Source organism: Streptomyces sp. NPDC090798 (assembly GCF_044768965.1).
Lineage (GTDB): Bacteria > Actinomycetota > Actinomycetes > Streptomycetales > Streptomycetaceae > Streptomyces.
On sequence record NZ_JBIVXA010000001.1, the window covers coordinates 810,744 to 836,756 of the forward strand.

Below are 26,013 nucleotides of genomic sequence, written 5' to 3' on the forward strand. Positions count from 1 at the left end.
ATGAATCCTTCCCGCTTCTTCGCCGGGCTCTACATCTCCTTCTGGATCCCGACGGCCGTCCTCACCGCCGCGCTGGCGATCAAACTGCCCAGCATCGTCAAGCTGTGGAGGGACCCGCTGCTGCGGGCCGTCGGCGGTCTGCTCGTGCTCGCCTGCGGCGTCTTCGTCTTCGCGGCTCCGGCGACCATCGCCTGGACCAACCGCGTCACCGGCGTACCGAACATCGCGGCCCCGCTGGTCTACAGCCTCATCACCGCGTTCGGCGGCTCCTGCCTGCTCCTGATCACCGCATGGCGCAAGGGCATCTCCGACCGCTCCGGCGCCACCCGCCGCGCCATCCGCTGGGTGGTCACCGTCTACGCGAGCGTGATCGTCGCGCTGTGGGTGCTGTTCGCGCTCGCCGACGTCCCCGTCGAGCGGATACGGGACCTCGACACGTACTACGCCAACACCCCCTTCATGCGCGAAGAGATCGTGCTCTACCTGCTCGCGCACACTGTGGCCGGCCTGATCACGTCCAAGCTGATCTGGAACTGGATCCGCGCCGGCGGACTCGACGTCTGGCTGCGCGGCGGTCTGAAGTTCCTCGGCGTCGGCTACGTGATGAACCTGCTCTACGACGGGTCCAAGTTCTCCGCCGTCGTCGCCCGCTGGACCGGCCACGACCTCGACTGGCTGAGCACCGGGCTCGCCCCGCCGGTCGCCTGCCTCTCCGCCATCCTCATCGCGGTCGGCTTCATCCTTCCGCATGCCGGCCAGTACCTGCACCGCCGTGCCCACACCCGGCTCGGCCACTGGCACCTGCGCCCCCTGTACCGCCTGATGGGGACCGTCACGGGCGGCGGACGCGTCCCCTTCAGGCTGCGCGCCACCCCCGAACTGCGCCTCACGCGCCGCGAGACGTTCATCCGGGACGCGCTGCTGAACCTGGCCAGGTTCATCGACGAGGACCTCCGGCGGAGGGCGTACGACGCCGCCCTCGGCCTCGGCTTCGAGGCCGGCCGGGCGGGGGCCCTCGCCCACGCGGTCACCGTCCAGGACGCGATCGAGACGAGGAAGCGAACCCGCCAGGACGACGCCACCGCGCCTCTCAACAACCCGGACACGGAGAATCTGCTGGAGGAGATCGAGGCCGTGTCCCGAGCCCTGCGCCACCCCGACGACATCAGGGCGGTACGCGAGGCCGCGGCCACCGCGGCGGAGAGCGTGCCTGCCTCACCCTGAGTCAGCCGAGCCGGGGACCCCCGTCGGTCTCCACCACGTCCGCCACCACACAGCTCACGTTGTCGGGGCCGCCGCCGTCGATCGCGGCTTCGACGAGGGACCGTACCGCCGCGTCGGGAGCCGGGGCCGAGCTCAGCCGCCGCCGGAGCTCCTCGTCCGCCACGACGGTGGAGAGGCCGTCCGAGCAGAGCAGGTAGCGGTCCCCGGGCAGGGCGTCGCACAACCGCAGATCGGGTGCGACGGAGTCGGCGCCGCCGGTGAGTGCCTTCAGAAGCAGGGCACGTTGGGGATGGACGACGGCCTCCTCCGGCGTGAGCCGGCCCTCGTCGATCATCGACTGGACCATGGTGTGGTCGTGCGTGATCCGGAACAGCTCGCCGTCGCGCAGCAGATAGGCGCGGGAGTCGCCGACGTGGACCAGTCCGAGCTGGGATCCGGTCCACACCATGGCGGTGAGGGTGGTGCCGTCGTCCTTGCCCGGTGCGGTGTCCTGGACGGCCCGCGCGGCCCCCTGCACCGCGTCCTCCAGGAGGTCGAGGACGCTTCCGCCCGGAAGGGGTTCGCCGTCCAGATACTTCAGGGCCTGCACGGCCGCGGTACTGGCGGGCGCGCCGCTCGCGCCGAAGCCGTCGGCCACGGCGAGGACGCGGGCGCCCGCATGGGCCGTGTCCTGGTTGGCCGGGCGGACCAGACCGGTGTCGGAGAGTGCGGAGTAGCGGAGTTCGAGCATGGTGGTGTCCTTCCTCGATGTGCTCGATGTGTACGAGAGGTGATCCACGAGGAACGCCACGAGCTCCCGCCGACCGGCGGTCTCGGCCTCGACCCGCGCCCAGTAGGCGCGGATCTCCCGGGCGGCGGACGCGTCGTCCAGAGCGCACACCTGCCGAATCCGGGCCAGCGGCATCCCGATCCGGCGCAGCCACGCCACCAGCCGCGCCCGCTCCAGCTGCGCGACCGCGTAGTACCGGTACCCGGTCGCCGGGTCGACCCGGGCGGGCCGCAGCAGCTCCAGCTCGTCGTAGAGCCGCAGTGCCTTCGGCGACAGCCGGCACGCCTTCGCGAAGGCCCCGATCGTCAGCATCTCCATGCGCCCACCCCGAGTGGTCGTGTCGCGCCCCGTCATCCGTACCTCGTTCCTCGTTCCGCCACCGATGCTGCGGCTTCACCGAAGGTGAAGGTCAAATGGGTTGCCGGAGTTCCCTCGGAGATTGTTAGCCTCCCCGCGGATCAGCCGTTTCGAGGATGGAGTCCGCCGTGCCCCGCACCGCCGCCGCCCGCGCACGTATCGCGCTCGCCACCTACCGGCCCGAGGAGGGCGCGGAGAGCCTGGACCGGGATCTGCCTGTGCTGAGGGCGGCGCTGGAGGAGGCCGGGGCCGAGGCCGTCGTCGGGTACTGGGACGATCCGGACGTCGACTGGGCGGCCTTCGACCTCGTGGTGATCCGGTCCACCTGGGACTACAGCTGGCGGGTCGCGGAGTTCGTGGCGTGGGCCGAGCGGTGCGGGAAGCTGACGCGGCTCGCGAACCCGGCGGCGGTGGTGCGGTGGAACACCGACAAGCGGTACATCGGCGAACTCGCGGAGGCGGGGGTGCCCACCGTGCCGACCCGGTATCTCGCGCCGGGCGAGGCCGCGGAGTTCCCCGGCGACCGCGAGTACGTCGTGAAGCCCACCTCCGGCGCGGGGGCGCGGCTCGCCGCCCGGTACCGGCCCGAGGAGCGGGAGACGGCCCTACGACAGCTGGAGCGGATGCACGACCGGGGGCTGACCGCCATGGTCCAGCCCTACCTGACCAGCATCGACACCGCAGGTGAACGCGCGCTCCAGTTCTACGGCGGCCGCTTGCTGCACGCCAGCCGCAAGGGCGCCGTCCTCGAACCCGGCACGGCCTACGACGCGGACAAGGTGGCGCATCCCCGCCTGGAGCCCTGGCAGCCGACCCCGGCCGAACTCGCCGTCGCGGAACGTGCGTTGGCTGCCGTACCGCAGGGACCGGACGGCCCGGAGCTGCTCTACGCCCGCGTCGACCTCGTCGACGGCGACGACGGGAACCCGTGCGTCATGGAGCTGGAGCTCGTCGAGCCGAACCTGTTTCTGTGGCTGCACCCGGAGTCCGTGCCCGTCGTCGCGGAGGCCATCGTCAGGGCCGCTCTCCGCTGACGCCCACGCGCTGCAGCAGTCCCCAGGCGAACTCCGCCGCGCACTCGCGTCGTACGCCCGATGCGTCCGGGGCCGTGAAGGCCAGCCCCCAGCGCGTCGGGGCCGTGCCCTCCAGGGGGCGGGCGGGGGCGAAGGCGCGGGCGACCTCGTCGACCGTGCAGGACCAGGGGGTGAGGTCGTCGAGGGTCTCCAGCCGGGGGCTCGGGGCGCCGGGGGTGCGGACCAGCCACTCGTTCCAGGCGACGCCGTTCGGGGCGACGAGGACCTCGAAGCGGAGGTCGGGCCAGAGAGGGACGGGCCACAGCAGGGCCTCGCAGGCCAGGTCGCCGATCTGGCGAGGGGTGACGGACTCCGGGGCGCCGAGGATCGAGCGGTAGCGGGAGGTCGCCGCCCGCGAGCGGGGGGCGTGCAGCATCGCCTGCCAGCGGCGGTTCGCCTCGCGCATGTCGGCGATCGAGACGCCCAGCTCGTGGCGGGCGTCCTCGACGAGGTCGGGGTTGTGGTCGGCCATGCGGCGCAGCAGGACCAGTTGGAAGTCGAGCGGGGTGAAGGGGCTAGCGGGTCGCTTGGCGGGCATGGGGTCCATGGTCGCGTATCCGGTCGGCGCCCGGGCTGCGGCCCTTCGGGAGGAACAGGACCGAGTTGACGTAACGGGGTCCGGACAGGGGCAGGACGCGGCGCAGCAGGCCCTGGGTGACCACGTGGGAGGTGCGCGCCTGGTGGGTCTCCAGGGGGAAGGACGCCAGGGGCAGCCAGGTGGTGGCGGGCAGGACCCAGCCCGTGTAGCCGCGCTCGGCGAGATGGTCGACCACGGGGGCGATGGGCTGGATTCGGGACTCCAGTTCGATGAAGAGGGCCGGGCGGTCGCGGGTCAGGAGGGTCTGCGCGCCGCGCAGGACCGCGAGTTCGTTGCCGTCCACGTCGATCTTGACGAAGTCGACGTCCTGGAGGCCCAGGCTGTCGAGGGTCACGCAGGGGACCTCGACAGCCTGGGCGTGGATGTCCCGGCGGACCAACGAGGACACGCCCCGGTCGCCCGCGTCGTCCGGCGGCAGCCAGAGCCGTGCCGTGCCCGGGCGGTCGGAGGCGGCGGCGCGGACCACGCGGACGTTGGAGGGGGCGCCGGCGGAGAGGAGTCCGGCCAGGTGGGGGACCGGTTCGACGGTCACCACGCGGTGGGCCAGGGCCGAAAGACGGTGGGTCCAGGGGCCGTACCAGCCGCCCACGTCCACCGCCGTGCCGCAGCCCGGCGGGCAGAGGTCCGCGAGGCGGGCCAGTTCGGGTTCGAAGCGCGGGTAGACCAGCCGGGCGGTCGCCGCGACGAGGCGGGTGGGGAGGTGGGGAGCGAGCCGGGCGGCCCAGGTCCTCGTCGTCCCCGTCGTCCCCGTCGTCCTCGTCGTCCTTGTGGTCCTTGTCGGCCTCGTCACGGGACCATCCGCTTGAGGAGTTCCTCGTGCTCGTCCTCCGTGACCTGCTCCCCGGAGGACGGCAGCAGTTGCGGGATGCCGTCGACGATCGGGTAGCGGCGGTGCAGGCGCGGGTTGTACAGCGTCTCCTGCTCGCTCAGGGTCTCGTCCGCCGCGAGCAGGTGCAGTGGGCCCTTGTCCAGCGGGCAGGCCAGGATCTTCAACAGCGGGTCGTCGGGGTTCATGGTGGCGTCAGCTCCTTGGCCACGATGGGGGGTTGGGGTGCCGCGTCGTGCTTGGGCATGACCAGCAGCACGGACACCGCGAGGGCGGTGCCCGCCAGGCGCAGCGTCAGCCGCACCGGGTCGTGCGGCAGCGCCTCGCCGAACGCGAGCGTGCCGAGCACCGCAGTGAACAGACTGGTCACCGTCGTACAGACCGGCACGATCAGCGAGGCCCGGCAGCGCTGCAGCGCCGCCTGGGACATGACCAGGCCGAACGCGCCGGTGAAGAGCAGGAGATAGGGATACGGGGAGCGGAGCACGTCGATCAACGCCCCCGCCAGGTCACTGGTCGTCAGATAGCTCGACACGCCCTTGATGGCCAGCGAGCTCACCCCGTACAGCAGACCCACCGCCACGCCGTACTCGACACCCGTCGTCGGCATCCGGTGCCGGTGCCGCGCACGGCGCTCGGCGGCCCCGTACAGCCACAGGCCCGCCGCCAGCGAGGGCAGACACACGGTCAGGATCAGCGGCGCGGGGGCGCTGCGGCTGACCCGGTCCGAGCCCTCGCGCAGGGAGAGGACCACCATCAGCAGGGCCAGCAGGATCGCGCCGAGCGCGTACCGCTCGCGGCCCGACGTCTCCTCGCCGAGCAGCCGGGCGGAGAGCAGCACCAGCAGCACGAGCCCGGAGACGAAGATGCCCTGTGCGGCGGCGATCGGCAGAGTGCGGTAGACGGCGAGCTGGGCGCCGAAACCGGAGGCCAGCGCCAGTGAACCGCCGATCCACAGCGGGCTGCCGAGCACCAGCCGCAGCAGCCGGGCGGGGCGGCGGATGTCGACCTCGGGCAGTGCGGCGAGCGCGCGCTTCTCCAGGACGAATCCGGTGCTGTACAGGACGTTGGCCAGCAGGGCCGCGGCCACTCCCCACCACATGGGCTAGGTCCTTCGGGCGTGCAGGAGCAGGATGGAGGAGAGGGCAGGCGCCGCGCAGGCCAGTCGGTCCAGGGGGCGCAGCGGACGCGGTACGCCGTGGAAGGGCGCCCCGCTCAGTCCTACGACCTCGAAGCCCGCCGCGGTCACGAACTCCCGCAGCGCGCGGGCCGTGTAGAGCCGCAGATGGCCCACGACCTCCCGCCCCGGGCGGCCGTGGATCGCGCGCAGGCTCACCTCCGAGAAGACGGGCTGGACACCGGCGAGCAGCAGGGCGCGGTTGTACCAGGCGGCGAGGTTCGGGGTGGAGAGCATCAGATGGCCGCCGGGGCGCAGGACCCTGCGGATCTCGTCCAGGGCACTGTCCGGGTCCACGAGGTGCTCGACAACCTCGCTGAACAGGACGGCGTCGGCCGCGGCGTCGGCGAACGGCAGCCCGCCGTCGGTGAGTTCGCCGCGGATCGCGTACGGCAGCCGGGCGTGGGCGCGTCTGAGGGCGTCCTGCGACCAGTCGACGCCGACGAGACGGTGTCCGGCGAGCAGGGGTGCGGCGGTCGCGGCGGCGGTGCCGTCGCCGCAGCCGATGTCCAGCACGGTTCGCGGGCCGGCCGTGGCGGGGCCGAGCGCGGCGGCCAGCATCCGGGCCTGGCGGAGACTGCGGGGGGTGCCGGAGGCGACGGGGACGCTCGGATCCTCGTAGAAGTCGCGGAGTCCTCGGCGGACGGCGGCTGTTGCCGTCACCGAGGCAGTGGTCGGGGTCGGGGTGGTGGGTGTCATCGGCTGCCGTCCTCCTCCGTCGCGTGCAGATAGTGCTCGAAGAGGTCGCGCAGGTGGGCGCCGTCGCCGTGGCTGAGCAGGGTGCGCGACCAGCGCAGGGCGACGTGCAGACGGCCCGCGGTGGATGCCGTGGTGACGGTCAGGCCGCGGGGTGTCCGGGCGGGCGCCGAGAACCACACCGCGTGCGCGCGGCCCGCCTCCGCGCCGAAGTCCAGCGCGTAGGGGATGCGGCCGATGTTGCTCAGCAGCGTGGTCGACGTCCAGGGGCCGGCCGCGCGGCGCAGGCCCCGGGTGAGGGCGGCGCGCCAGGCGACCGGGACCACGGGGGCGGTCAGGAGGGCCGCGCCGTGGCCGAGTTGGGGGCGGGGAAGCGACTTGAGCGCGCGGGTCCGTTCCGCCGTACGGCGCAGCAGCTCGCCCATCCGACTGGCGTCCAACTCCTCCACCGTGAAGGGGACTTCGACGAGTCGCGTCCCGTTGCCGATGGGCATGTCCGTGCCCCGGGGGCGGTCGTCGACCGGCATCGTGATGCGCAGGGGGCGCGGGCGGGCGCCGTGTTCCCTGTTCCAGTGCGTGATCATCAGGGCGGTGGCCGCCATGAGCTGGTCGTTCACGGTGTACGGGGAGCCCTTGGGGCGGTGCGGGACGCCGAGTTCGGTGACGAGGAGGCCGTTTCCGGGCGAGGGCTCCGGGGTGCCGTGGGCCACGCGGGCGGGCGGGGTCCAGGTGGACGGGGTATCGACCTGCACGGTCTTCGCCTCCGCCTCGGGTGGTCGTACGGGGGGTGCGGTCGGGGAGTTGTCCTTGCCTCCGTACAGCTCCGCGGCGGTGGCGAGGACGCGGAGGCAGGCGGGGCCGTCGAGGGCGGTGTGGTTGACGGTGAGGAAGAGGACGGTGCCCTTGGGGCGGGGGCCGGTGTGGGTACGGGGCGCGGCGCTTCGACGCGGCGCCGTGCCCACCGCGTCCGTCGCCTCGCTGCCGACGGGCGGCCCCGCGCCGTCGACCACCTCCAGGCGGATGGGCGGCGAGGCGGACAGCGGCGGGGCGGTCTGCAGGGCGCGGGTCCGTGCGTGCTGGAGGGCGCCTGGGCCCGGTGGCGGGAAGGAGACGACCTCCAGGTCCGGATCGGGGGTGAGTTCCCACTCGTAGCGGCGGCGGTACCAGGGGCCCGCGGCCTCGCGCATCAGGATGCGGGGGTGACGGCGCAGGGCCTCGGTGAACGCCGTGGTGAGGCGGGCGGGGTCCAGCCGGCCGGGGAGGTGGACCTCGATGTGGACGGTCTCGGGTTCCTCCTCCTGGAGACAGTGCCGGGAGACCTCGTCCACGACGGGGAACGGCACGCGGGCGGGGCGCCGGGAGGGTCCGTCGGTGCCGTCCCGTGCCGGGTGCTCCAGCGCGGTCATCGTGGCTCGCCCCTTCCCGTGTCGTCGTCCGCCGGGTTCCCCGCCTTGCGGAAGGCGATCCGTGCGGTGGGCGGATCGGCCTCGCCCGCCCCCGCCTTACCCGCACCCGCCGCACCCGCCGCGCGCGGGGCGGAACCGGGGCCGCGTGCGGAGATGGTCGGGCTGGAGGCGCGGTCGGGCCCGGGGGCCGGTGCGGGGGGCTCGGCCCCGGTCGGCTCCGACGACCTGGGATTGCCGCCCGCTGCTTCACTGTCCGGCCTGGCCCCCGTACCCGGTGCGGCCCCGGGGCCGCCGTTCTCGCCGCGGTGGCGTCGGGGGAGTGGTGCCGTCGGGGCCTGGGAGCCCGGGGGCGGCCCGAGCGGGGGGACCGGGCGGGAGCCCCGGGGTGCCGCGCCGGGCGGCTCCTGGACGCTCACCAGCCCGGCGAACAACCCGACCAACGCCAGCAACTGCGCCGCGGGCCCGAACGCGCCCTCGCTCGCGCCCGGTGGCGACCCGGCGCCCGTGGCGGCGGCGATCCCCGCGCCGGTGAGCGCGAGGAACGCGATCGGTACGAGGAGCGCGTGCCGTTTCCACGCGAGCAGCGCCAGCGCGGGGACCAGCAGCGCGAATGGTCCCGCGATGACCACGCCCACCAGCGTGAGCGCCACCGTGCCGAGCCAGAGCCCCGCGTCCGGCGCCGCCGGCTGCGGTTCGTCGGGGTTGGCTTCGCGGCGGCGCCACAGCACGAGGCCCGCGACAGCCGCCACGCCGACCCCGCCGCCGATCAGCCCGGCCTCGTACGTCGTGGAGGGCTCGTACGACAACTTGACCGTGCCGCCCGCCCCGGCCGGGATCCGCCAGCCCTGCTGCCAGCCGTCGAGCCGCAGGGGCGTCAGCTTCTTGCCGCCCAGCGTGGCCTGCCAGCCGTCGTTGTAGTTCTCGTACGTCGTGAGGTACGAGGCGGCGCCGGAGCCGACCTTCACCTCGCGGCGGTCGCCGAGCCAGTCCACGATCCGCAGTTCGCGCCCGGCACCGGCGACGGCCTCGACGGTCCCACGGGTGAGGGTGACGTCCGTGACCGCGAGGGGCCCGGCGTCGCCCGCCTCGACCCGGTGCGAGCCCGGTCCGAGGTCCAAAGCGGGCTTGGAGGAACCTTCTTGGCACAGCGTCAGTTGGACCGGCCGCCGTTCGACGACATCCCCCACCGTCCCCTTCGCGCTCGTCCCGTACAGCTTCCCGTCGACCGCGAGCGTCGGCCCCTTCCCGCAGGGCAGCGAGAACTCCCGTGTCTCCAGGGCCTGTGGGGTGCGGTACTCGGCGAGATCCGGGAGGTACACCTCCGTCAGGCCGACCGGCAGGCGCAGGTCGGCGCCCGCGACCGGGTTGTGGAGGGTCAGCGGCGCGGTCTCGGTGACGGTGATGTCGAGGTGGTTCGTGGTGATCGGGTCGAAGCGGGCCCAGCCGTTCTCGTCGACGCCGGCCACGGTGTCCCCGTCCGGGGAGCGGATCTCGATCTTCGTCGGGCGGGTGGAGAGGCCGCCCGCCGCGGCCAGGACCATGGACGAGACGGGCTTCTTGTCGGGCCAGCTCAGATGGATCGTCGGCCTGTCCCCGGCGATCCAGGCCGTGGTCAGGTTGCCGTCCGTGAGATTGCGCGCGTCGAGGCCGGGGCCGAGGTCCGTCGTGGAGTCGGCCGTCGCGACGATGCGGTTCGGCTGTCGGGGCGAGACGTCGTACAGCAGCTTGTCGAGTGCGTCGCCGGTGATCGCGACGGCGCTCGCGTTCACCTCGTACGATCCCGCCGTCGAGGTGGAGAAGGTGCGGTGCAGGCCCGCCTCCGTGCCCGAGGGGGCGAGACCGGTGGGGTCGGCGGTGCGGTGCAGGGAGACGATCTCGGCGGCGGCGTCCGAGCCGGCGGCGTCGGTCGGGAGCTTCAGCAGACGGGTGACCTGGACGTCCGGGAGGGCGATCTCGGAGAAGCCCGCGCCGGTGAGACCGGCGCGCTGCGTGGTGGAGCGGACGATCGTCAGCTTCATCCAACTCGTCGACCCGGCGGGCGCCTTGATGGACTGGGTCATGCCGTTGGGTTCGAGATAGCTGGTGGCGGAGCCCTTCTCCGTCTCCACCCGGACCCGGGTCGCCGCGGACCGCATGCCGTCCTGCGGCAGCGGGGTGACCTTGAAGGACTTCGGCATGTCCAGGGCCCCCTCGAAGCGGATCCGCAGCCACTGCCCCTGCGCGGAACCGGACGCGCCCTCCGCCCACGCGGTGTCGGGGTTCCCGTCGAAGGCGTTCACGGGGTCGTACTGGGGGAGATGGAACAGCCAGTTGCCGGTCGAGGAGGCGGTCACCGAGCGGGCGCCGCGCAGCTCGGCCACCGTCTGGTGCTGGATGCCCTCGGTCGGCAGGATCTGGTGCGGCTTCTTGCCGGCGTCCTGGGCGCTGCCGCTGTCGTTGCGCTGGTCGGGCGTGTACGTGTACGAGGTGTTGGAGTCGACCAGGCCGAAGCGGGTGTCGGCGCGCCGCAGCCCGTCGCCGACCACCTGGACCGCGGCGGTGCCGAGGCCGGGATGGTTGTCGCCGGTCAGGACGGCGGGGCGGCCGCGCATCGAGGGGTCGGCGGCCAGCGGCAGCAGCGCCTCGGGGCCGCCGGAGACGACGGCGGTGTCCGCGATGGCGCTCAGCCCGGCCTGCCCGGGGCGCGGTGCGCCGTTGCCCGCCGGTTCGTAGATCTCGACGGCGCGCTCGCGCGGGTAGAGGCCCTCGACCTGGAGCGGGGCGTGGTGGGCGATCCGGCCGCCGGTCACGACCGGTCCGAAGCCGGTGACCCGCTGGTAGCCCGACTGTTCCAGGGTCCGCTTCACGGTCTGGGTCGGGACGTAGCCGACCTGGTCGGGGTCGAGGTCGTTGCGGACGACGACGTAGTAGAGCCCGGCGCGGCTCAGATAGTCCCCCAGGCCGGGGACGTCACTGCCGGTCATGAGCGCCTGCTCGACGGCGTCCATGGCGCGCCGGTTGCCGGGGGTGCCGAAGGGGACGTAGTCCCGCTCGGCCCAGCGGGAGCCGGCGAGCACGTCGAGGGGTTCGTCGATGGGGGAGCCCCAGGTGTAGAGGCCGTGCGCGGTGGCGGGGACGACGAGGGCCCGGGAGTCGGGGGAGTACTTCTTCAGCCAGTCGGCGGTGGTCTGCCAGTACTTGGGCAGCTGCTGGAAGGAGCCCGGGTTGAGGATCGACCCGTTGAGGTACGGCCAGGCGAGGCCGGGCAGGATCAGCACGGCCGCGACGAGGGGCGCGTAGCGGCGGCCGCGTACGGGACGGGCGCCGCGCGGCTCGGCGGCGACCCCGACGAGATGCGCGAGGCCGAACACCAGCGCAAGGGCGAGGCCCGTCTGGAACTTGTAGATGTTGCGGAAGGGGACCAGCCAGCCGTTCAGCCAGTCCTGGACGACGCCGTGGAAGGGGGCGCCGAACGCGCCGCCGTACCCCGCGAGGGTGAGGAGCGCGACCGACAGCACGGTCAGGACCAGCCAGCGGCGCTCGGGCATGTCACGTCTGGCGAGACCGGCGAGACCCAGCCCCGCCGCGAGCGCCGAGCAGACGATCACGATCACCGAGGCGGCGACGGTCCAGCCGGCCGGCAGCCAGGCCTCTCCGAAGTGGAGGTACGCGACCCAGTTCCCGGCGCCGCGCAGGGACTCGGTAGCCGACATGGTGGCGGTCGTGGTCCCCGAGGTCTCCACGTACGGGAGGAAGTTCTCGCCGTAGACGCCGAGCATCAGCAGCGGGATCACCCACCAGGCCGTCGCCAGGATCACGCCCGGCACCCACCAGGTGATCAGTCTGCGCTGCCGGGGTCCACGCGGACGGGACAGCAGATACAGGCCGACGGGGAGCAGCGAGGCGAGGGTCGCCGCCGCGTTCACGCCGCCCATGAAGGGGACGATGAGCGCCGAGCGGAGGGCGGCGACGCGGGCGCTGTAGCGCTCGTCGGTGAGGGGGAGCAGGACCCAGGGGAGGAAGGCGCCGGGGAGCGCGGCGGCGGAGGTCGAGCCGACGACGATCGTGAAGACCGGCCAGAGCGCGTACGCGACGGCGGCGAGCAGCCGGGAGGAGCCGTTGCCGATCTGCAGCCGTTCGGCCAGCCGCAGGGCGCCCCAGAAGGCGACGGACACGACGACCGACAGCCACAGCCGTTCCGCCAGCCACACCGGGAGGTGGATCAGCTTGCACAGGCCGTAGAACGGCAGCATCGGCCAGACGTAACCCACGTACTGGTCCTGGATGCCGCCGAAGCCGCCGCGGTCGTGCCACAACTGGCCCAGGTCGGAGAGGAACTGCCACGGGTCGAGCGCGACACCGAGCTTGGTGTCGAATGTCATGCGCCCGGGGTGCACGGCCAGGAACAGCACGAACACCACGGCCCAGAACCCCAGCAGCCAGCGCCTGGACCGCGGCCCGTGCGGGGGGCCGGACGTGGTCGAGACGGGGCGGACGGCCGCCGGGGGAGGAGCCTGGACCGTGGTCGTCATGGTGGACACCGCCGGAGGATGAGGAGGAGGTTCCAGGTGGCGAACTCCCGCAGCCCCGGCGCCCTGGTGACGGCGGAGGCGAGGATGGGCCAGTAGCGGGAGCGCGCCGAGACGACCGTGACGTCGTCGCGGGCGCGCACCTGCCGCAGGGTGGTGCCGATGTGCACGGCGAAGAGGTTCTCGCCGAGGGTGTGCTTGGCGGGCTTTCCGGTACGGCGGTGATAGCGGGCCCGCGCCCGCCGCGCGCCGAGGTAGTGCCAGGGCGCCCACTCGTGACCGCCCCACGGGGAGAGCCAGTTGGTGAACGAGACGTAGATCAGCCCGTCGGGCCGGGTGACGCGCACCAGTTCGCTCAGGAACGTCTGCGGATCGGCCACGTGCTCAAGGACGTTGGAGGAGAAGGTGACGTCGGCGACCCCGTCCGCGAGCGGCAGCAGATACCCGTCCGCGACGACCGCCGAACCGCCGGGCTTCGCCCCCAACTCCCGTACGTCCGGCTCGAAGAGATACGCGTGCGCCCCGCGCCGCCGGAACTCCGCGGTGAAGTACCCGCCGCCGCCCCCGATGTCCACGACGGTACGTCCCTCGACGCCGCCGTACGCCTCGACCTGGTCGGCGGCGTCGCGGGCCAGCAACGAGTAGCAGCCCTCGGGATCGTCCTGCTCCCGCATGAAGGCCCGGAAGAGCGTGAACGAACGCCGGAAGGAGGGGTCCTTCCAGACACGGGGTGCGCTTTTGGCGGGGGCTCGGCGGGGTATTTCGGGGTCGCCGTCCATGGGCGTCACCTCCGCCAGGAGGCGGCCGCCTCCGCGGCCACCGCCCTGAACTGGCGGACCGTGTTGTTCCAGCGGTACTGGGCCGCGCGGTCGCGGGCGGACTTGCCCATGAGGGTGCGGCGGTGGGTGGACAGGGCGAGGGTGCACCAGGCCGCCGCGAAGGAGGACTCGCCGCGCGCCAGCACACCCGTCTCGCCGTCGACCACGGAGTCGCGCAGCCCAGGCACGTCGAAGGCGATCGCCGGGGTCTCGCGCGCCGCCGCCTCCGTGACCACCAGGCCCCAGCCCTCCACGGCGGAGGGATGCAGCAGCAGCCACGCGGCGCACAGCAGCCGGTGTTTCTCGGCCTCCGAGACGCGCCCGGCGAACTCCACGTCGGGGCCTGCCAGGTGTTCCAGTCTCTCCCGCTCGGGACCGTCGCCGACGATCACCAGCCGGCCTCCGGTGACCGGACGGACCCGCTCCCACAGCCGCAGCAGCAGATCGATGCGCTTGTACTCGACCAGTCGTCCCATCGCCACGAACAGCGGCTCCGGTGAGCGCTCGGCGAGCGGCCCCGGCTCCTCGACCCCGTTGTGCACGACCCGGATGCGCTCCCGCTGCACCCCGATCGCGCGCAGGGCGTGGGCGGTCGACGGCGAGACGGCGACCAGCAGATTGCCGCGCTGTGCGCCCGCCAGCGCCCAGTGTTCGAGTCTTCGGCCGATCCGGGCGGCGGGCGCCAGCGGTCCGCCGAACCGCATCCGCCACAGGTCCGTGTGGACGTGGTTGACCAGGCACAGGGTGGGGCCGTGGTGCCAGAGCGGCGCCAGGTACGGCATGCCGTTGCAGACCTCGACCAGCAGGTCGCAGCCGCCGACCTGACGGTGGAAGGCGGAGCGGGCGCGCAGGAAGTGGCCCAGGTCGCCGCCCGCCGAGACGACCCGGTAGTCGTGGTAGGCCGCGGGCCCGCCGCACACCAGGGTGACCTGGTGGCCGAGCGAGGTCAGTCCCTCGGCGAGCCGGTCGACGAGGATCTCGGATCCGCCCGCGGACCGGTTTCCCAGGTCCCGGTGGGCGAGGAAGACGATGCGGCGCGGCTGTGGGGGAAGCGCCGGGAGGGACTGCGCGTCGCGCGGGACCGCGGCGCGCAGCGGGGAGGGCACGTGCTGGGGCATGGGTGCTCCAACTCGTCTCTGGGTGCGGAACTCAGTGTGGGGGGTGGGGCGTAGTGCGGGGTCGGTGGCTTCGAAGGGTGAATCTGCCGATCTGGGGGGAGGCGGGTACCGGCTGTAACGGGAGTGTGGGCGGGTTGTGCTCGGGTGGGGGTGGATAGTTTTCGCCCGGCGCTGGGAAGCTGCTACTCACCGAGGTGACAAATTCCGGGCTTTGTGGAGCTGACAGCCCATCACATCGTGAGTGCTGAAGGGGAGTTACCGGGCGAACCGGGATCCCGTCGCCCTCGTACCACCAAAACACCCCCCACGGCGGCGAGGACGAACCCGAGCACACCGGCACCTATCGGCAACGTCTGCCCCACCAGGAGCAGTTGACCGCTCTCCTTCTTCGCCTGCTTCACCTGGTCCTTCTGGGTGGCCGTGGTGAAGGCCAGCTTGTCGGCGTCCAGGAGCAGCGTCGAGTCGTTCGTGGAACCCGGGGCGCGCAACGTCCTGCGCGGGCCGACCTGGGCGTAGAGCACCCGGCCGGTGCGCTGGTCGACGACCAGCTCGATGCCGTGGTTGGAGTACCACTCCTCGGCCAGCACCTGGGGGCGGCCGGGCAGGTCGACGATGCTGCCGGGCACCAGCCGGGTGCCGATCTTCGTCGGGGGGACCGTGCCGGTGAAGCGGTAACCCGTGTAACCCTGGATCTTCTTGGTGCCCCGGTAGGCCAGCGTGATGGGTGCGCCGAGGGAGTTGTCCCACCAGCGGTACGCGTGTTTCTGCACGTCGAAGGGGAACTTGAGGTAGGCGTCGCCCTCGAAGCGCGGGTTCTCCTGGCAGCAGTGCACCGGCTGGTTGGTCTTCCGGTCGGTGACCCAGCGGTTCGGGAAGAACTCCAGCGCGTCGTACGGGTCGGCCGCGGGCAGCGACTTGTCCGTGTCGACCGTCGTCGTCACGTCCCAGACGGCGCGCCCGCTGTGCTCACTGTCGGCGACATCGCCTCTGACCTGCTGGGTGATGGTGATCCGCTTGTCGTACAGGGTCCGGATCTGCGCGGTGTCGAAATAGGCGCCCGTGCCGGTGTAGACGGCGGTCGTGTCGATGTCGATGGGGTTCACGGCGGCCCGCGGTTCCACGTACCACGCGAGCATCGGGGCCAGTACGAGCAGAAACGTGCCGAGGCCGAGCAGGACCAGTGCGAAGGGTGAGGGTTTCCGGCGCATCCGGGCACTCCAGGGGCGTGAGGAGGCTCGACGCACGAGTGATCACGGCTGGTCGCGGCTGATCACGGCCGGTCACGGGTGATGCGGGTGATACGGGTGGAACGCGGTGATACGGGTGCGTCGACACCAGGAGGGAAAGTGCACGTGCGGTATGGGCCGGGAACCGTACGGGCACCCTTGACGGAGTGTCAATGCATTGTCGAGACTGAGGACTTGCCGGACGGGACCGGCGAAACGGGCTGCGCGGATCACGGGAACGGGTGGGGACGACCTCCGACAGAGAGGCTCACCCTGCGATGTCCAGACTGTTGGCCGCCGTACTCACCGTCGCGGCCGCCGCCGCGCTCGCCGTGGGTGCCGCACTCGGCATCGTCGCGCTGCTCGACGCGACCCCCGACCAGCCGAACACTCCCCTGATCACGTACGAACATGCCGACCAGGAGCACTGACCGTGCCCAGGGGCGCGCCGGAGACGGACCGGAAAGTGCAGGCCGGCCATGGGACCGTCACCATGCGCTCGGCCTGGCATGACGTTCCCCGCGCCCAGGTGCGGCAGTTCGCGGCGATCGTCCTGGCCGAGGCGCCGGATCTCGCCGAGGAGATCCTCCGGGAGATCCGCCGCGAGTACCCGAACCTGCCCCTCGTCCTCGACGACTCCGGCGAGCCGATGGCCCTCGTCGGCATCCGCCGGGCCATCGAGGTCTTCGTGCAGCACCTGGAGACGGCGGAGGGCAGGCCCCGCGTCCACCCCGAGGTCTTCCAGGAGTTCGGCCGCGGCGAGGGACTGCACGGCCGCAGCCTCGACTCACTTCAGGCGATCTACCGGCTGGGCGTCCGCCTCGCCTGGCGCCGGTTCGCGGAGATCGGGCAGCGGGTCGAGATCCCGCCACCGGCGATGTACGAGCTCGTCGACGCGGGATACGAGTACCTGGACGGTCTGGTGGACCAGTCCGTACGGGGTTACGCCGAGGCCGCGGCCCGGCAGGCGGGGGAGCGCCTGCGCCTCCAGCGCCGTCTGATGGAGCTGCTGCTCGCCGAGCGCCACCACCGGGGCGACCCCGCCGAGGCGCTCGTCGAGCGGGCCGCGCGGATCGGCTGGCCACTGCCGGACAAGGTCGCGGTCGGGGTGCTGCTGCGGCCGGCAAGGGAGGCCGTGGCACCCGCCGTCGGGCAGGGGGTGCTGCTCGACATGGAGTACGAGCAGCCGCGGATGGTCGTGCCCGAGCCGGACGCCGCCGGGCGGCCGGAGCTGCTGCACCGGGCGCTGACCGGCTGGTCCGGGGCGATCGGGCCGCCGGTGCCGCTGGCCGACGCGGCGAAGTCGCTGCGCTGGGCGGATGCGGCGGTACGGCTGATGGAGCGGCGGTTGCTGCCCGGCGGGGAGGTGCTCCACTGCACCGAGCACACCGAGGCCCTGGTGCTCCTCCAGCCCGAGGAGCTGATCGACGACCTCGCCCTGCGCTGCCTGGCGCCGCTCGCGCACTGCGGGCCGACGCACGGGCGGCGGCTCGCGGAGACGTTGCTGGCGTGGCTGGAGACACGCGGAGGCGCGCCGGAGGTGGCCGCGCGGCTCGGTGTCCACCCCCAGACCGTCCGCTACCGCCTCCGCCAGATCAGGGAGCTGTGGGGTGACGAGATCGACGACCCGGACCGGCGGTTCGAGCTGGAGCTGGTACTCCGCGCGCAGCGACTCCGCGGCGAACTCGGCGACCCTCGGCCCCGCCGCTGACCTCTCGTCGCGCGCGGACGGCTCCGCCTGTGCGCCAGTGCACTGTCACCCCTTGCACCTCACCCATACCAACCCATTGCCCGTGCAAGAGCACTATGAGTAGCCTGTGTTCGTCATGCCGATCGGCTGTTGAAATTTCGAACATAGGGAGGGGGCCGGTTGTGGGACGCCTCGTACCTGCCGTGACCCGAGCTCTCGACATACTCGAGCTCTTCCTCGACGGGGACGGGACGCTCTCCGCCCCCGACATCGTGCGCAAGCTCCAGCTTCCCCGGACGACGGTGCACGAGCTGGTCACCACGCTCGCCGCCCGCTCGTACATCGTGCAGGTTCCCGGCCAGCCGGGACGCTACCGCCTCGGTGTGCGCCCGTACCAGCTCGGGAGCCGGTACGCCGAGCAGCTGGACCTCGCCGCCGAGGGCCAGCAGGTGGCCCGCTCCGTCGCCGAGACCTGCGACGAGACCGTCCACGTGGCGATCCTGGAGGGCACGGACGTCATCTACATCGCGAAGGTCGACTCCACGCACGCCGTGCGCATGGTGTCCGCGGCGGGCCGGCGCCTGCCCGCCCACTGCACCTCCGTCGGCAAGATGCTGCTCGCCTCGCTGCCCGACGTCGAGCTGACCTCCCGCATCCCGGACAACGCGGACCTGGTCGCGATGACGCCGAACAGCATCACCGAGCCGGGCGCCCTGCGCGAGGCCCTCGCCGAGATCCGCCGACGCGGTGTCGCCGTGGAGAGCCGCGAGTCGAACCCGGACGTCAGCTGCGTCGCCGCCCCGGTGCGCGACCGTACGGGCCAGGTCGTGGCCGCGCTCTCCATCTCCGTACCGATGATCCGCTGGAGCGACGAGCGCCGCGTGGAGCTGGAGCAGCTCGCCGCGAAGGGTGCCGTCGAGCTGTCCGAGCGGCTCGGACACCGGAGCGTGGTGGGGTGACCGGGACGACCGGGAACACGGGCAGCACGGCCTTCGACGTCGCGATACGCGCGGAGGCGGCTCTCGGCGAGGGCCCGACCTGGGATCCGGACGCACAGCGGCTGATCTGGGTGGACATCCTCGGCTCCCGGGTCCACACCTACGACCCCGCCTCCGGGCGCCGCACGGTCATGGTCACCGAGCAGCACGTGGGCGCCGCCAAGCCCCGTGCGGGCGGCGGCCTGGTCGTCAGCCTCCGGGACGGCGTGGCGACGTACGGAGGCCCCGAGGGCTTCCGGTGGCTGCACCGCGACCCCGTCCCCGGCCGCCGCGCGAACGACGCCGCGGTCGCCCCCGACGGCTCGCTGCTCTTCGGCACCATGCGCTATGACGAGGCCCCGGGCGGCGGCACCCTGTCCCGGATCACCGCCGACGGCACGGTCACCGCGATCCTCGACGACGTCGCCGTCAGCAACGGAACGGGCTGGAGCCCGGACGGCCGGCTGATGTACTACATCGACTCACCGACCCGCCGCATCGACGTCTTCGACGTGGATGACGTGGATGACGGTCAACTCCCCCTCAACAGACGCCCGTTGGCCGTGATCGAGGAAGGCGCGGGGTGGCCCGACGGGCTCACCGTCGACGCCGAGGGCTGTGTGTGGGTGGCCCTCTGGGACGGCGGAGCGGTCCGCCGCTACACGCCCGACGGCGAGCTGGACCGGGTCGTGGCACTCCCCGTCCCCCGCCCCACCGCCTGCGCCTTCGGTGGCGTGGACCTGACCGACCTGTACATCACCACGGCGCGTACGGGCCTGGAGGCGCCGCACCCGCTCTCCGGCTCGGTGCTCGTCGTCCCCGGCGCGGGGAAGGGCCTGCCGCAGCGGCCGTTCGCCGGCTGACAGTTTCCCCCTCGCAGGTCCCCGTCCGGTCATCGACCACTGGGCGGGGACCTTCGATTTTTGCGCAAACCATTGACGGGAAAGCGCTTCCTATTTACGGTCCCGTTCGAAGTTACGAGCGAGCACCGAAATTTCGAACAGCGAATCTCGAACAGTGAGGGCAGGGAATGGGACGACCTGACCTGAACGACGGGTATCCGAACCGTGGAAAACTGAACCGCAGGAACGTTTTGGCCGCGCTGGGCGGTCTGACCGTCGCCGGCGGCCTCGGCTTCGCCGCGCTCGGCACCGGCGCGGACGCGCTCGCCTCCAGCGCGCGCACCCGGGTCCGCTACTGGAACCTCTTCCAGGGCGGCGACGGCACCAACCAGGTCGCGATGGTGGACGCCTTCCGCAAGGAATCCGGACATCGCGGTCAAGGACTCCACCCTGACCTGGGGCGGCCGTGCCGCTGGTCGCCTCCCTCGCCGGATACGGCTTCGCCCGCACCGAGTTCCGCGGCAAGTCCGTCCTGATGGCCGTGACGATGGCGGGCCTGATGTTCTCCCCGGCGATCCTCGGCGTCCCGCTGTTCACCACGGTGCAGTCGCTCGGGATGGTCGACACCTACTGGGGCATGGTCCTGCCGCAGTGCGCCCCCGCGGCGATGGTCTACATCCTGTACAAGTTCTTCCAGTCGCTTCCCCGCGAGCTGGAGGAGGCGGCGTTCATCGACGGCGCGGGCCGCTGGCGGATCTTCTTCACCCTCGTCCTGCCGCTCTCGAAGCCCTCGCTGTCGGCCGTCGGGATCTTCACCTTCATCGCCTCGTGGAACAACTTCCTGTGGCCCTGCATGGTGACCAACAACCCCGACCTGATGACCATGCCGAACGGCATCGCCACCGTGCAGAACGCCTTCGGCATCGTCTGGCCGCAGCTCATGGCGGGCGGCCTGATCGCGGGACTGCCGCTGATCGTCGTGTTCGTCTTCTTCCAGAGCCAGATCGTGCGGGGTGTGGCCCACACGGGTCTGGCCGGCCAGTAACAGCCTTGAGGAGAGTGTGCGTTGAAGCGTCACGGACTCGCCGCGCTGCTCGCCGCGGCCACCATCGCCCTGCTCCCGGCCACCGCGTCGGCCGACGTCAGCTACCCCGACCCCCTCCCCCTCACCGGCCAGCAGATCATCCACGACCCCACGGTCACCCGCCTCAAGAACGGCAGCTACGTCGCCTACTCCACCGGCGGCGTCATCGGCGCCCGCCTCTCCACCGACCTCCGCCACTGGGACGACGCGGGCAACGCCTTCACCACGCCTCCGAGTTGGTGGTACGACTACAACTCCACCGCCGACCCCTGGGCCCCGGACCTCACCTACCGCGACGGCCGCTACTGGCTCTACTACGCGGTCTCCTCCTGGGGCACCAACCACTCGGCGATCGGCGTGGCCACGTCGAAGACCGGCATGCCCGGCACCTGGACGGACCACGGCCCGGCCTTCACCTCCCGGACCACCGACGCCTGGAACGCCATCGACCCGGCGGTGATCCGGGCCGACGGCAAGCTGTGGATGGCGTTCGGCTCGTACTGGACGGGCATCCGCATGGTCGAACTGAACCCGAGCACCGGCAAGGCGGTCGCAGACACGCCCGTGCGGCACCTGGCCAGCCGCCCGGACGCCCCGTACGCGGTCGAGGGCCCGTACATCGTCGAACACGGCCGCCACTACTACCTCTTCGCCTCCTACGACGCCTGCTGCGCGGGCGTGAACTCCACCTACAAGATCCGGGTGGGCAGATCGACGACGGTGACCGGCCCCTACATGGACAGCACGGGCAAACCGATGCCGGAGGGCGGCGGCGACCTCCTCCTCGCCGGCCACGGCAGGTACATCGGCACCGGAGGCGAGTCGGTCTTCCACGACCGAGGCCAGGACTGGCTTGCGTACCACTACTACGACGCCGATGACTCGGGCACGCCCAAGCTGGGGCTGAACAGGCTCAGCTGGACGAAGGACGGCTGGCCAAGTCTGCGCTAGGGGCGCGGGGCTGCATCCATATGCGGCTCCGCCGCGTGGGCGCGACCCCACAACAGACCCGCGGCAAGAACTGAACCCCCGGAAGGAAAAGATGCGTACCGCCCGCTTCGCCCTGGACCCCGCCTTCACCATCGGCGAGGTCAACCCCCGCCTCTTCGGCTCCTTCGTCGAACACCTCGGCCGCTGTGTCTACACCGGCATCTACGAACCCGACCACCCCTCCGCGGACGCCGAAGGCCTCCGCACCGACGTGCTGGAACTGGTCCGCGAACTGGGCGTGACCACCATCCGCTACCCCGGCGGCAACTTCGTCTCCGCCTACAACTGGGAGGACGGCGTGGGCCCCGCGGAGGAGCGGCCCCGCCGCCTCGACCTCGCCTGGCGTTCCACCGAGACCAACCGCTTCGGCCTGTCCGAGTACATCGCCTTCCTGAGGAAGATCGGCCTCCAGGCCGAGCCGATGATGGCGATCAACCTCGGCACGCGCGGGGTCGCCGAGGCCCTGGAGCTCCAGGAGTACGCCAACCACCCGGGCGGGACGGCCCGTTCGGACCTGCGGGTGGCGCACGGCGACAAGGAGCCGTTCGGCATCGGTCTGTGGTGTCTGGGCAACGAGATGGACGGGCCCTGGCAGACCGGCCACAAGACGGCGCAGGAGTACGGCCGTCTCGCCGCCGAGACCGCCCGCGCGATGCGCCAGATCGAGCCGGACCTCGAACTCGTCGCGTGCGGATCGTCGGGACAGGGCATGGACACGTTCGCCGCGTGGGAGGCGACCGTGCTGGCGGAGACGTACGACCTCGTCGACCACATCTCCCTGCACGCCTACTACGAGGAGACCGACGGCGACCGCGACTCCTTCCTCGCCTCCGCCGTCGACACCGAGTCCTTCATCGAGAACGTGGTGGCGACCTGCGACCACGTGGGCGCCCGGCTGAAGTCCAAGAAGAAGATCAACCTCTCCTTCGACGAGTGGAACGTCTGGTACCAGAGCCGGCCGAACCCGCATCCGGTCGAGGACTGGCAGGAGGCCCCGCGCATCCTGGAGGACGTCTACACCGTAACGGACGCGGTCGTCTTCGGCTCCCTGCTGATCGCGCTGCTGCGGCACGCGGACCGGGTGACCGTCGCCTGTCTCGCCCAGCTCGTCAACGTCATCGCGCCGATCATGACGGAGCCGGGCGGGGCGGCCTGGCGGCAGACGACGTTCTTCCCGTTCGCGCAGGCGGCGAAGTACGGGCGCGGGGAGGTCCTCGACGTCCGCGCGGTGTCGCCGACGTACGAGACGAAGAAGTACGGGGAGGTCGACCTGCTGCACGCCACCGCCGTGCGCGCCGAGGACGGCTCGGTCACCGTCTTCGCGGTCAACCGCAGCCAGACCGAGCCACTTCCGCTCGAAGTCGCCCTGAACCGGCTGGGGTTGACGACGGTCGTGGAGCACAGCGCGATCGCCGACGCGGACCCCGACGCCCGCAACACCCTTCAGGACCAGGAACGGGTCACCCCGCACCCCGTCGAGGGCACCACCCTCCAGGACGACGGCACCCTGACCGCCGTCCTGGAACCGCTGTCCTGGAACGTGATCCGGCTCAGCTAGCGGGCTGTGCGCGGCCGGGGGAGGCCACCGGTGTCACCGGTACCCCTCCGGCCGCGCTGCCCATCAGTGTCAGCTTCACCTCGCCGGGACCGGCCGGGGTGGTGCCGTCGGACAGTACGGCGAGGGCCAGGGTGTTGGCGCCCCGGGTGCGCAGGACGCCGCCTGGCAGGACGAAGGTGTGCTGGGGGCCGACGTCGTTGATGTACTGGCCCATGTTCCAGCCGTTCAGGAAGATCTGGACGCGGTAGGCACGGGCCGGGTCGTCGGTGAGGGTGAGCCCGATCGAGGCGTCCACGCCCGGGTCGATGGCGAGCCGGAACCCGGTGCGGTACCAGGCGACTCCCTGCTCGCGCGCCGCCCGCGGGAAGTCCACGACCTTCCAGCCGCTGTCGGCGAACTCCGGCAGATGCCAGCCCTGCCGTTCCCCGTACAGCCCGCCGTGGTTGAGCGGTCCCCGCACCGGGTCGGGCGCCGCCTGGCCCTGGATCCGCCAGGTGAGGGCCGGGCTCGCGCCGGTGAACGTCACCGCCGTGAGGCCTCGTGCGGCCTTGTGCGTGTCCTTCGCCGCCCCGTCCTCGTCGTGCTGCATCCGGCGCACGAGGACGGAAAGGACGTGCGGTCCGTTCGCGTACCGCACGGGGAAGGTGGCCGTGGCCGACCAAGTGCCCTGCCGCACCGTTGATTTGTCCGGCACCGGCATCCGGTGCGTGCCGAGCGGATTCCCGTCCAGCCACGCCATCAGCAGCCCCTGTGTGCCCGTGACGTACGAGAGGGACACCGACTCGGCGCCGCCCACGCCCGTGAAGCGCCCCCGGTACCAGACGTCTCCGTAGTGGAAGCCGTAGTCGTCGGCGAAGAGGACGGGCTGCCCGGCCGGTACGGGGGTGGTGCTGTACGAGGAGGTCCTGTCCGCGACCTTCCATGCGGAGTCGTCGAACTCGGCCGCCGACTCGGGGTTCTCGGCGTGGAAGCGCCAGTTGCCCAGCTCGGGAAGACGGACCGTCGCGACCCCCGGCAACCGCTGCTCGGCCCGCAGACTCCCGGAGGTGGTCGCCCGGGTCGTCAACGTGCTCTGGTTCCACACCACTTCACTGATCCCGCGCGGCCCCCACACCTCCAGGTCGGCCGCCTCGACGGTGTCCCCGGTGAGATGGACGGTCGTGTCGCGCAGGGCGGCGGTGCGCAGGAGCGCCGGGCCGTACGCGAGCACGGGCCCCGACGGGGTGTCGTAGCGCCACAGCCGTACGGACGTGTCGTCGTCGGCGAGCAGCAGGAGGAAGGGGGCGTCCGTGCCGCCACCTTCCACCAACACCCTGGTCAGACCGTCGAGTTCGGCGTCGACGCGCAGCGCGCCGGACGTGTACGCGTGGTCGGTCTTGCCCTCCAGCACGGTGACCGTGGGCTCGCTGGCGCATTCGACGACCGTCTGCGTCGATTCCCCCTTGCGCCCCGTGAACACGGCGATGTCCTGCCGTCCGGCGGTGAGCCACAGCATCGGCTGGGCGCTGGAGTACCTCAGCGTCCGCCGCCCGAGCGGGAGACCGGTGGCGAGCAGCCGGGCGTCGAGACCGGGGACCGGCACCGGCACCGGGACGCCCGCCCCGGCGAGGGGGACGGCGGCGAGGACGTCGTCGGCCCTGTCGTTGCGCAGGATGTGGAAGTGCGCCCTGGTGTCCGGGTTGACCAGGTGGTACGCCGTGATCCCGGCGTCCGCGCCCGACGCGCCGCCACTCGCGCCGACCTGGATGTCGGCCGCCCGGTCCAGCTTGGCGAGCTCGGGCACGGAGTGCAGGAGCTGCCCGAGCTGGTGCATCGGGACCAGCTTCGGGGTGGGCCTGCGGGCCTCGTCGAGGGCCGCCCCGTAGTCGTACGAGGTGTAGACGACCGGCGCGGGCAGCCATCCCCAGGAGGTCCCCCCGAACGTCATGTAGACGTTGTGGACCTTGATGCCGTTGGCGAGGTTGGTGAGGTAGAAGCGCCGCTCGTACGCCGCGTCACGGGTCCGCGCCGACTCCGCGTACCCCTTCCCGCCGAACTCCACGCCGCCCCACGGGTCGAACCAGCCGCCCCCGAACTCGGCCAGCAGCCCCGGGGTTTCGGGACTCGCCGTCGAGCCGCCCTGCGTACCGCCGATGCCGTAGTAGCCCCAGTCGGGCGGCGGCGCGAAGGGCGAGGGGTAGCCGTCGAAGCCGTACAGATAACGGCCCGTCTCCCCGCCCGTGTCGAACGTTCCCGGCGCCCAGTACCCGTTGCGCCCCTTGTCGTTGTGGAAGAGCGGCACGTCGATGCCGTCGGCGCGGACCTTGGCGTAGAGGTGGGCCATGTAGTCGCGCCCGCGGGGGCTGGTGACGTTGTTCGCGTACTCGTTCTCCAGCTGGTAGAGGACGATCGTGCCGCCGCCGTGGGTGTAGAGGTGCCGGGCCGCGATCCGGTTGACGGCGGTCAGCCACTCGTCGACGTACGACAGATAGGTCGGGTCGGAGGTGCGGGCGGTCCCCCGGGTGACGGTCAGCCAGCCGGGGAAGCCGCCCGCGTCGACCTCGGCGTTGATGTACGGGCCGGGCCGCAGGATCACGTACAGGCCGGTCTCGGCGGCCGTGCGCAGGAACAGGTCGAGGTCGCGGACGCCGGTGAAATCGTACTGGCCGGGCGCGGGGGAGTGGTAGTTCCAGGAGACGTAGACGCTGATGGTGTTGTAGCCGTGGGCGCGCAGCTTCTCCAGGACGTCCCGCCAGAGAGAGGGGCTCGGCAGCCGGAAGGGGTGGACCTCGCCGGACCACAGGACGACCCGCCTGCCGTCGACCAGCATCGAGTACTTGTCGAAGCCCACGGTGTGCCGGGTGCCGTCCGCGCCGGGCGGCTCCGGTGCCGGGCCGGTGGGGACGGTCGCGTGGGCGTAGGCGTCGTCGCTGCCGCTGAGCGTGAAGCCGAGCGCGGTGGTGCCGGCGAGTGCGCTGAAGGAACGTCTGCTCAACACCATGCGGGGCCTTTCGGGGACAGCGACGGGTCCTCCCTGTCCGAGCGAAGCCGAGAACTCGGGGGAGGGTGCGGCCATTGTCCACAGCGACGCGCCCCA

Annotated in this window: 20 protein-coding genes and 2 pseudogenes; 10 read left to right on the top strand and 12 right to left on the bottom strand. The window is 72.0% G+C overall.

Features of this window, described 5'->3' with window-relative positions; genetic code table 11:
• Nucleotides 1-1,224, top strand: coding sequence for an MAB_1171c family putative transporter (locus tag ACIQTP_RS03700; RefSeq protein ID WP_403395864.1), 1,224 nt, complete (start codon nt 1-3; stop codon nt 1,222-1,224).
• Between the two features lies 1 nt (nt 1,225).
• Here ACIQTP_RS03700 and ACIQTP_RS03705 read toward each other — a convergent pair whose 3' ends face one another.
• Nucleotides 1,226-2,311, bottom strand: coding sequence for a MerR family transcriptional regulator (locus tag ACIQTP_RS03705; RefSeq protein WP_403395866.1), 1,086 nt, complete (start codon nt 2,309-2,311; stop codon nt 1,226-1,228).
• Between the two features lie 155 nt (nt 2,312-2,466).
• Between ACIQTP_RS03705 and ACIQTP_RS03710 the strand changes: the two genes are divergently transcribed.
• The gene (locus ACIQTP_RS03710) at nt 2,467-3,384 is read left to right on the top strand and encodes a RimK family alpha-L-glutamate ligase (protein ID WP_403395869.1); all 918 of its coding nucleotides are present in this window, start codon (nt 2,467-2,469) and stop codon (nt 3,382-3,384) included.
• Here the strand turns inward: ACIQTP_RS03710 and ACIQTP_RS03715 are convergent.
• From ACIQTP_RS03715 to ACIQTP_RS03760, 10 genes are all read right to left on the bottom strand, one after another.
• Nucleotides 3,365-3,970, bottom strand: a complete 606-nt coding sequence (locus ACIQTP_RS03715; protein ID WP_403395872.1) for a hypothetical protein — start codon at nt 3,968-3,970, stop codon at nt 3,365-3,367. The genes ACIQTP_RS03710 and ACIQTP_RS03715 overlap by 20 nt on opposite strands.
• Nucleotides 3,939-4,811 carry an FkbM family methyltransferase gene (locus ACIQTP_RS03720; protein WP_403395874.1) on the bottom strand — a complete coding sequence of 291 codons (873 nt, stop codon included), beginning with the start codon at nt 4,809-4,811 and terminating at the stop codon, nt 3,939-3,941. Before ACIQTP_RS03720 ends, ACIQTP_RS03715 begins: the two co-directional genes overlap by 32 nt.
• Nucleotides 4,808-5,035 carry a Trm112 family protein gene (locus ACIQTP_RS03725; protein WP_402036556.1) on the bottom strand — a complete coding sequence of 76 codons (228 nt, stop codon included), beginning with the start codon at nt 5,033-5,035 and terminating at the stop codon, nt 4,808-4,810. The genes ACIQTP_RS03720 and ACIQTP_RS03725 overlap by 4 nt, the downstream gene beginning before the upstream one ends.
• Nucleotides 5,032-5,937, bottom strand: a complete 906-nt coding sequence (locus ACIQTP_RS03730) for a hypothetical protein (protein WP_403396092.1) — start codon at nt 5,935-5,937, stop codon at nt 5,032-5,034. Before ACIQTP_RS03730 ends, ACIQTP_RS03725 begins: the two co-directional genes overlap by 4 nt.
• Before the next feature lie 15 nt (nt 5,938-5,952).
• The gene (locus ACIQTP_RS03735; RefSeq protein WP_403395876.1) at nt 5,953-6,723 is read right to left on the bottom strand and encodes a class I SAM-dependent methyltransferase; all 771 of its coding nucleotides are present in this window, start codon (nt 6,721-6,723) and stop codon (nt 5,953-5,955) included.
• A complete protein-coding gene (locus ACIQTP_RS03740; RefSeq protein WP_403395878.1) occupies nt 6,720-8,126 on the bottom strand; it encodes a condensation protein in 1,407 nt (468 codons plus the stop codon). The genes ACIQTP_RS03735 and ACIQTP_RS03740 overlap by 4 nt, the downstream gene beginning before the upstream one ends.
• Nucleotides 8,123-12,637 (bottom strand): alpha-(1->3)-arabinofuranosyltransferase, encoded by a 4,515-nt coding sequence (locus ACIQTP_RS03745; protein WP_403396094.1) that lies wholly within the window; start codon nt 12,635-12,637, stop codon nt 8,123-8,125. Before ACIQTP_RS03745 ends, ACIQTP_RS03740 begins: the two co-directional genes overlap by 4 nt.
• On the bottom strand, nt 12,634-13,413 hold the full coding sequence (locus ACIQTP_RS03750) for a class I SAM-dependent methyltransferase (protein WP_403395880.1): 780 nt from the start codon (nt 13,411-13,413) through the stop codon (nt 12,634-12,636). Before ACIQTP_RS03750 ends, ACIQTP_RS03745 begins: the two co-directional genes overlap by 4 nt.
• A gap of 5 nt (nt 13,414-13,418) precedes the next feature.
• The gene (locus ACIQTP_RS03755) at nt 13,419-14,570 is read right to left on the bottom strand and encodes a glycosyltransferase family 4 protein (protein ID WP_403395882.1); all 1,152 of its coding nucleotides are present in this window, start codon (nt 14,568-14,570) and stop codon (nt 13,419-13,421) included.
• Nucleotides 14,571-14,800: 230 nt separating this feature from the next.
• Nucleotides 14,801-15,778, bottom strand: coding sequence for a DUF3068 domain-containing protein (locus ACIQTP_RS03760; RefSeq protein ID WP_403395885.1), 978 nt, complete (start codon nt 15,776-15,778; stop codon nt 14,801-14,803).
• A 296-nt stretch (nt 15,779-16,074) separates the two neighbouring features.
• On the opposite strand from ACIQTP_RS03760, the gene ACIQTP_RS03765 reads away from it, so the two are divergent.
• From ACIQTP_RS03765 to ACIQTP_RS03800, 8 genes and pseudogenes are all read left to right on the top strand, one after another.
• The gene (locus ACIQTP_RS03765; protein WP_167552120.1) at nt 16,075-16,227 is read left to right on the top strand and encodes a hypothetical protein; all 153 of its coding nucleotides are present in this window, start codon (nt 16,075-16,077) and stop codon (nt 16,225-16,227) included.
• 62 nt (nt 16,228-16,289) lie between these two features.
• Nucleotides 16,290-17,507 (top strand): helix-turn-helix domain-containing protein, encoded by a 1,218-nt coding sequence (locus ACIQTP_RS03770; protein WP_403396096.1) that lies wholly within the window; start codon nt 16,290-16,292, stop codon nt 17,505-17,507.
• 161 nt (nt 17,508-17,668) lie between these two features.
• Nucleotides 17,669-18,445 carry an IclR family transcriptional regulator gene (locus ACIQTP_RS03775; protein WP_075026703.1) on the top strand — a complete coding sequence of 259 codons (777 nt, stop codon included), beginning with the start codon at nt 17,669-17,671 and terminating at the stop codon, nt 18,443-18,445.
• Nucleotides 18,442-19,326, top strand: a complete 885-nt coding sequence (locus tag ACIQTP_RS03780) for an SMP-30/gluconolactonase/LRE family protein (RefSeq protein WP_403395888.1) — start codon at nt 18,442-18,444, stop codon at nt 19,324-19,326. Before ACIQTP_RS03775 ends, ACIQTP_RS03780 begins: the two co-directional genes overlap by 4 nt.
• 167 nt (nt 19,327-19,493) lie before the next feature.
• Nucleotides 19,494-19,767: pseudogene (locus ACIQTP_RS03785) on the top strand (hypothetical protein); the annotation flags it as partial.
• Nucleotides 19,766-20,350, top strand: a pseudogene (locus ACIQTP_RS03790) (carbohydrate ABC transporter permease); the annotation flags it as partial. The pseudogenes ACIQTP_RS03785 and ACIQTP_RS03790, both read left to right, overlap by 2 nt.
• A 21-nt stretch (nt 20,351-20,371) precedes the next feature.
• Nucleotides 20,372-21,340, top strand: coding sequence for an arabinan endo-1,5-alpha-L-arabinosidase (locus tag ACIQTP_RS03795; RefSeq protein WP_403395889.1), 969 nt, complete (start codon nt 20,372-20,374; stop codon nt 21,338-21,340).
• Between the two features lie 91 nt (nt 21,341-21,431).
• Entirely contained in the window at nt 21,432-22,937 is a 1,506-nt protein-coding gene (locus ACIQTP_RS03800) for an alpha-N-arabinofuranosidase (RefSeq protein ID WP_403395890.1), read from the top strand.
• Here the strand turns inward: ACIQTP_RS03800 and ACIQTP_RS03805 are convergent.
• Nucleotides 22,930-25,917: a beta-galactosidase gene (locus ACIQTP_RS03805; protein WP_403395892.1), complete on the bottom strand. Its 2,988-nt coding sequence runs from the start codon at nt 25,915-25,917 to the stop codon at nt 22,930-22,932. The two genes, ACIQTP_RS03800 and ACIQTP_RS03805, sit on opposite strands and share 8 nt — an antisense overlap.
• Between the last annotated feature and the right edge of the window lie 96 nt (nt 25,918-26,013).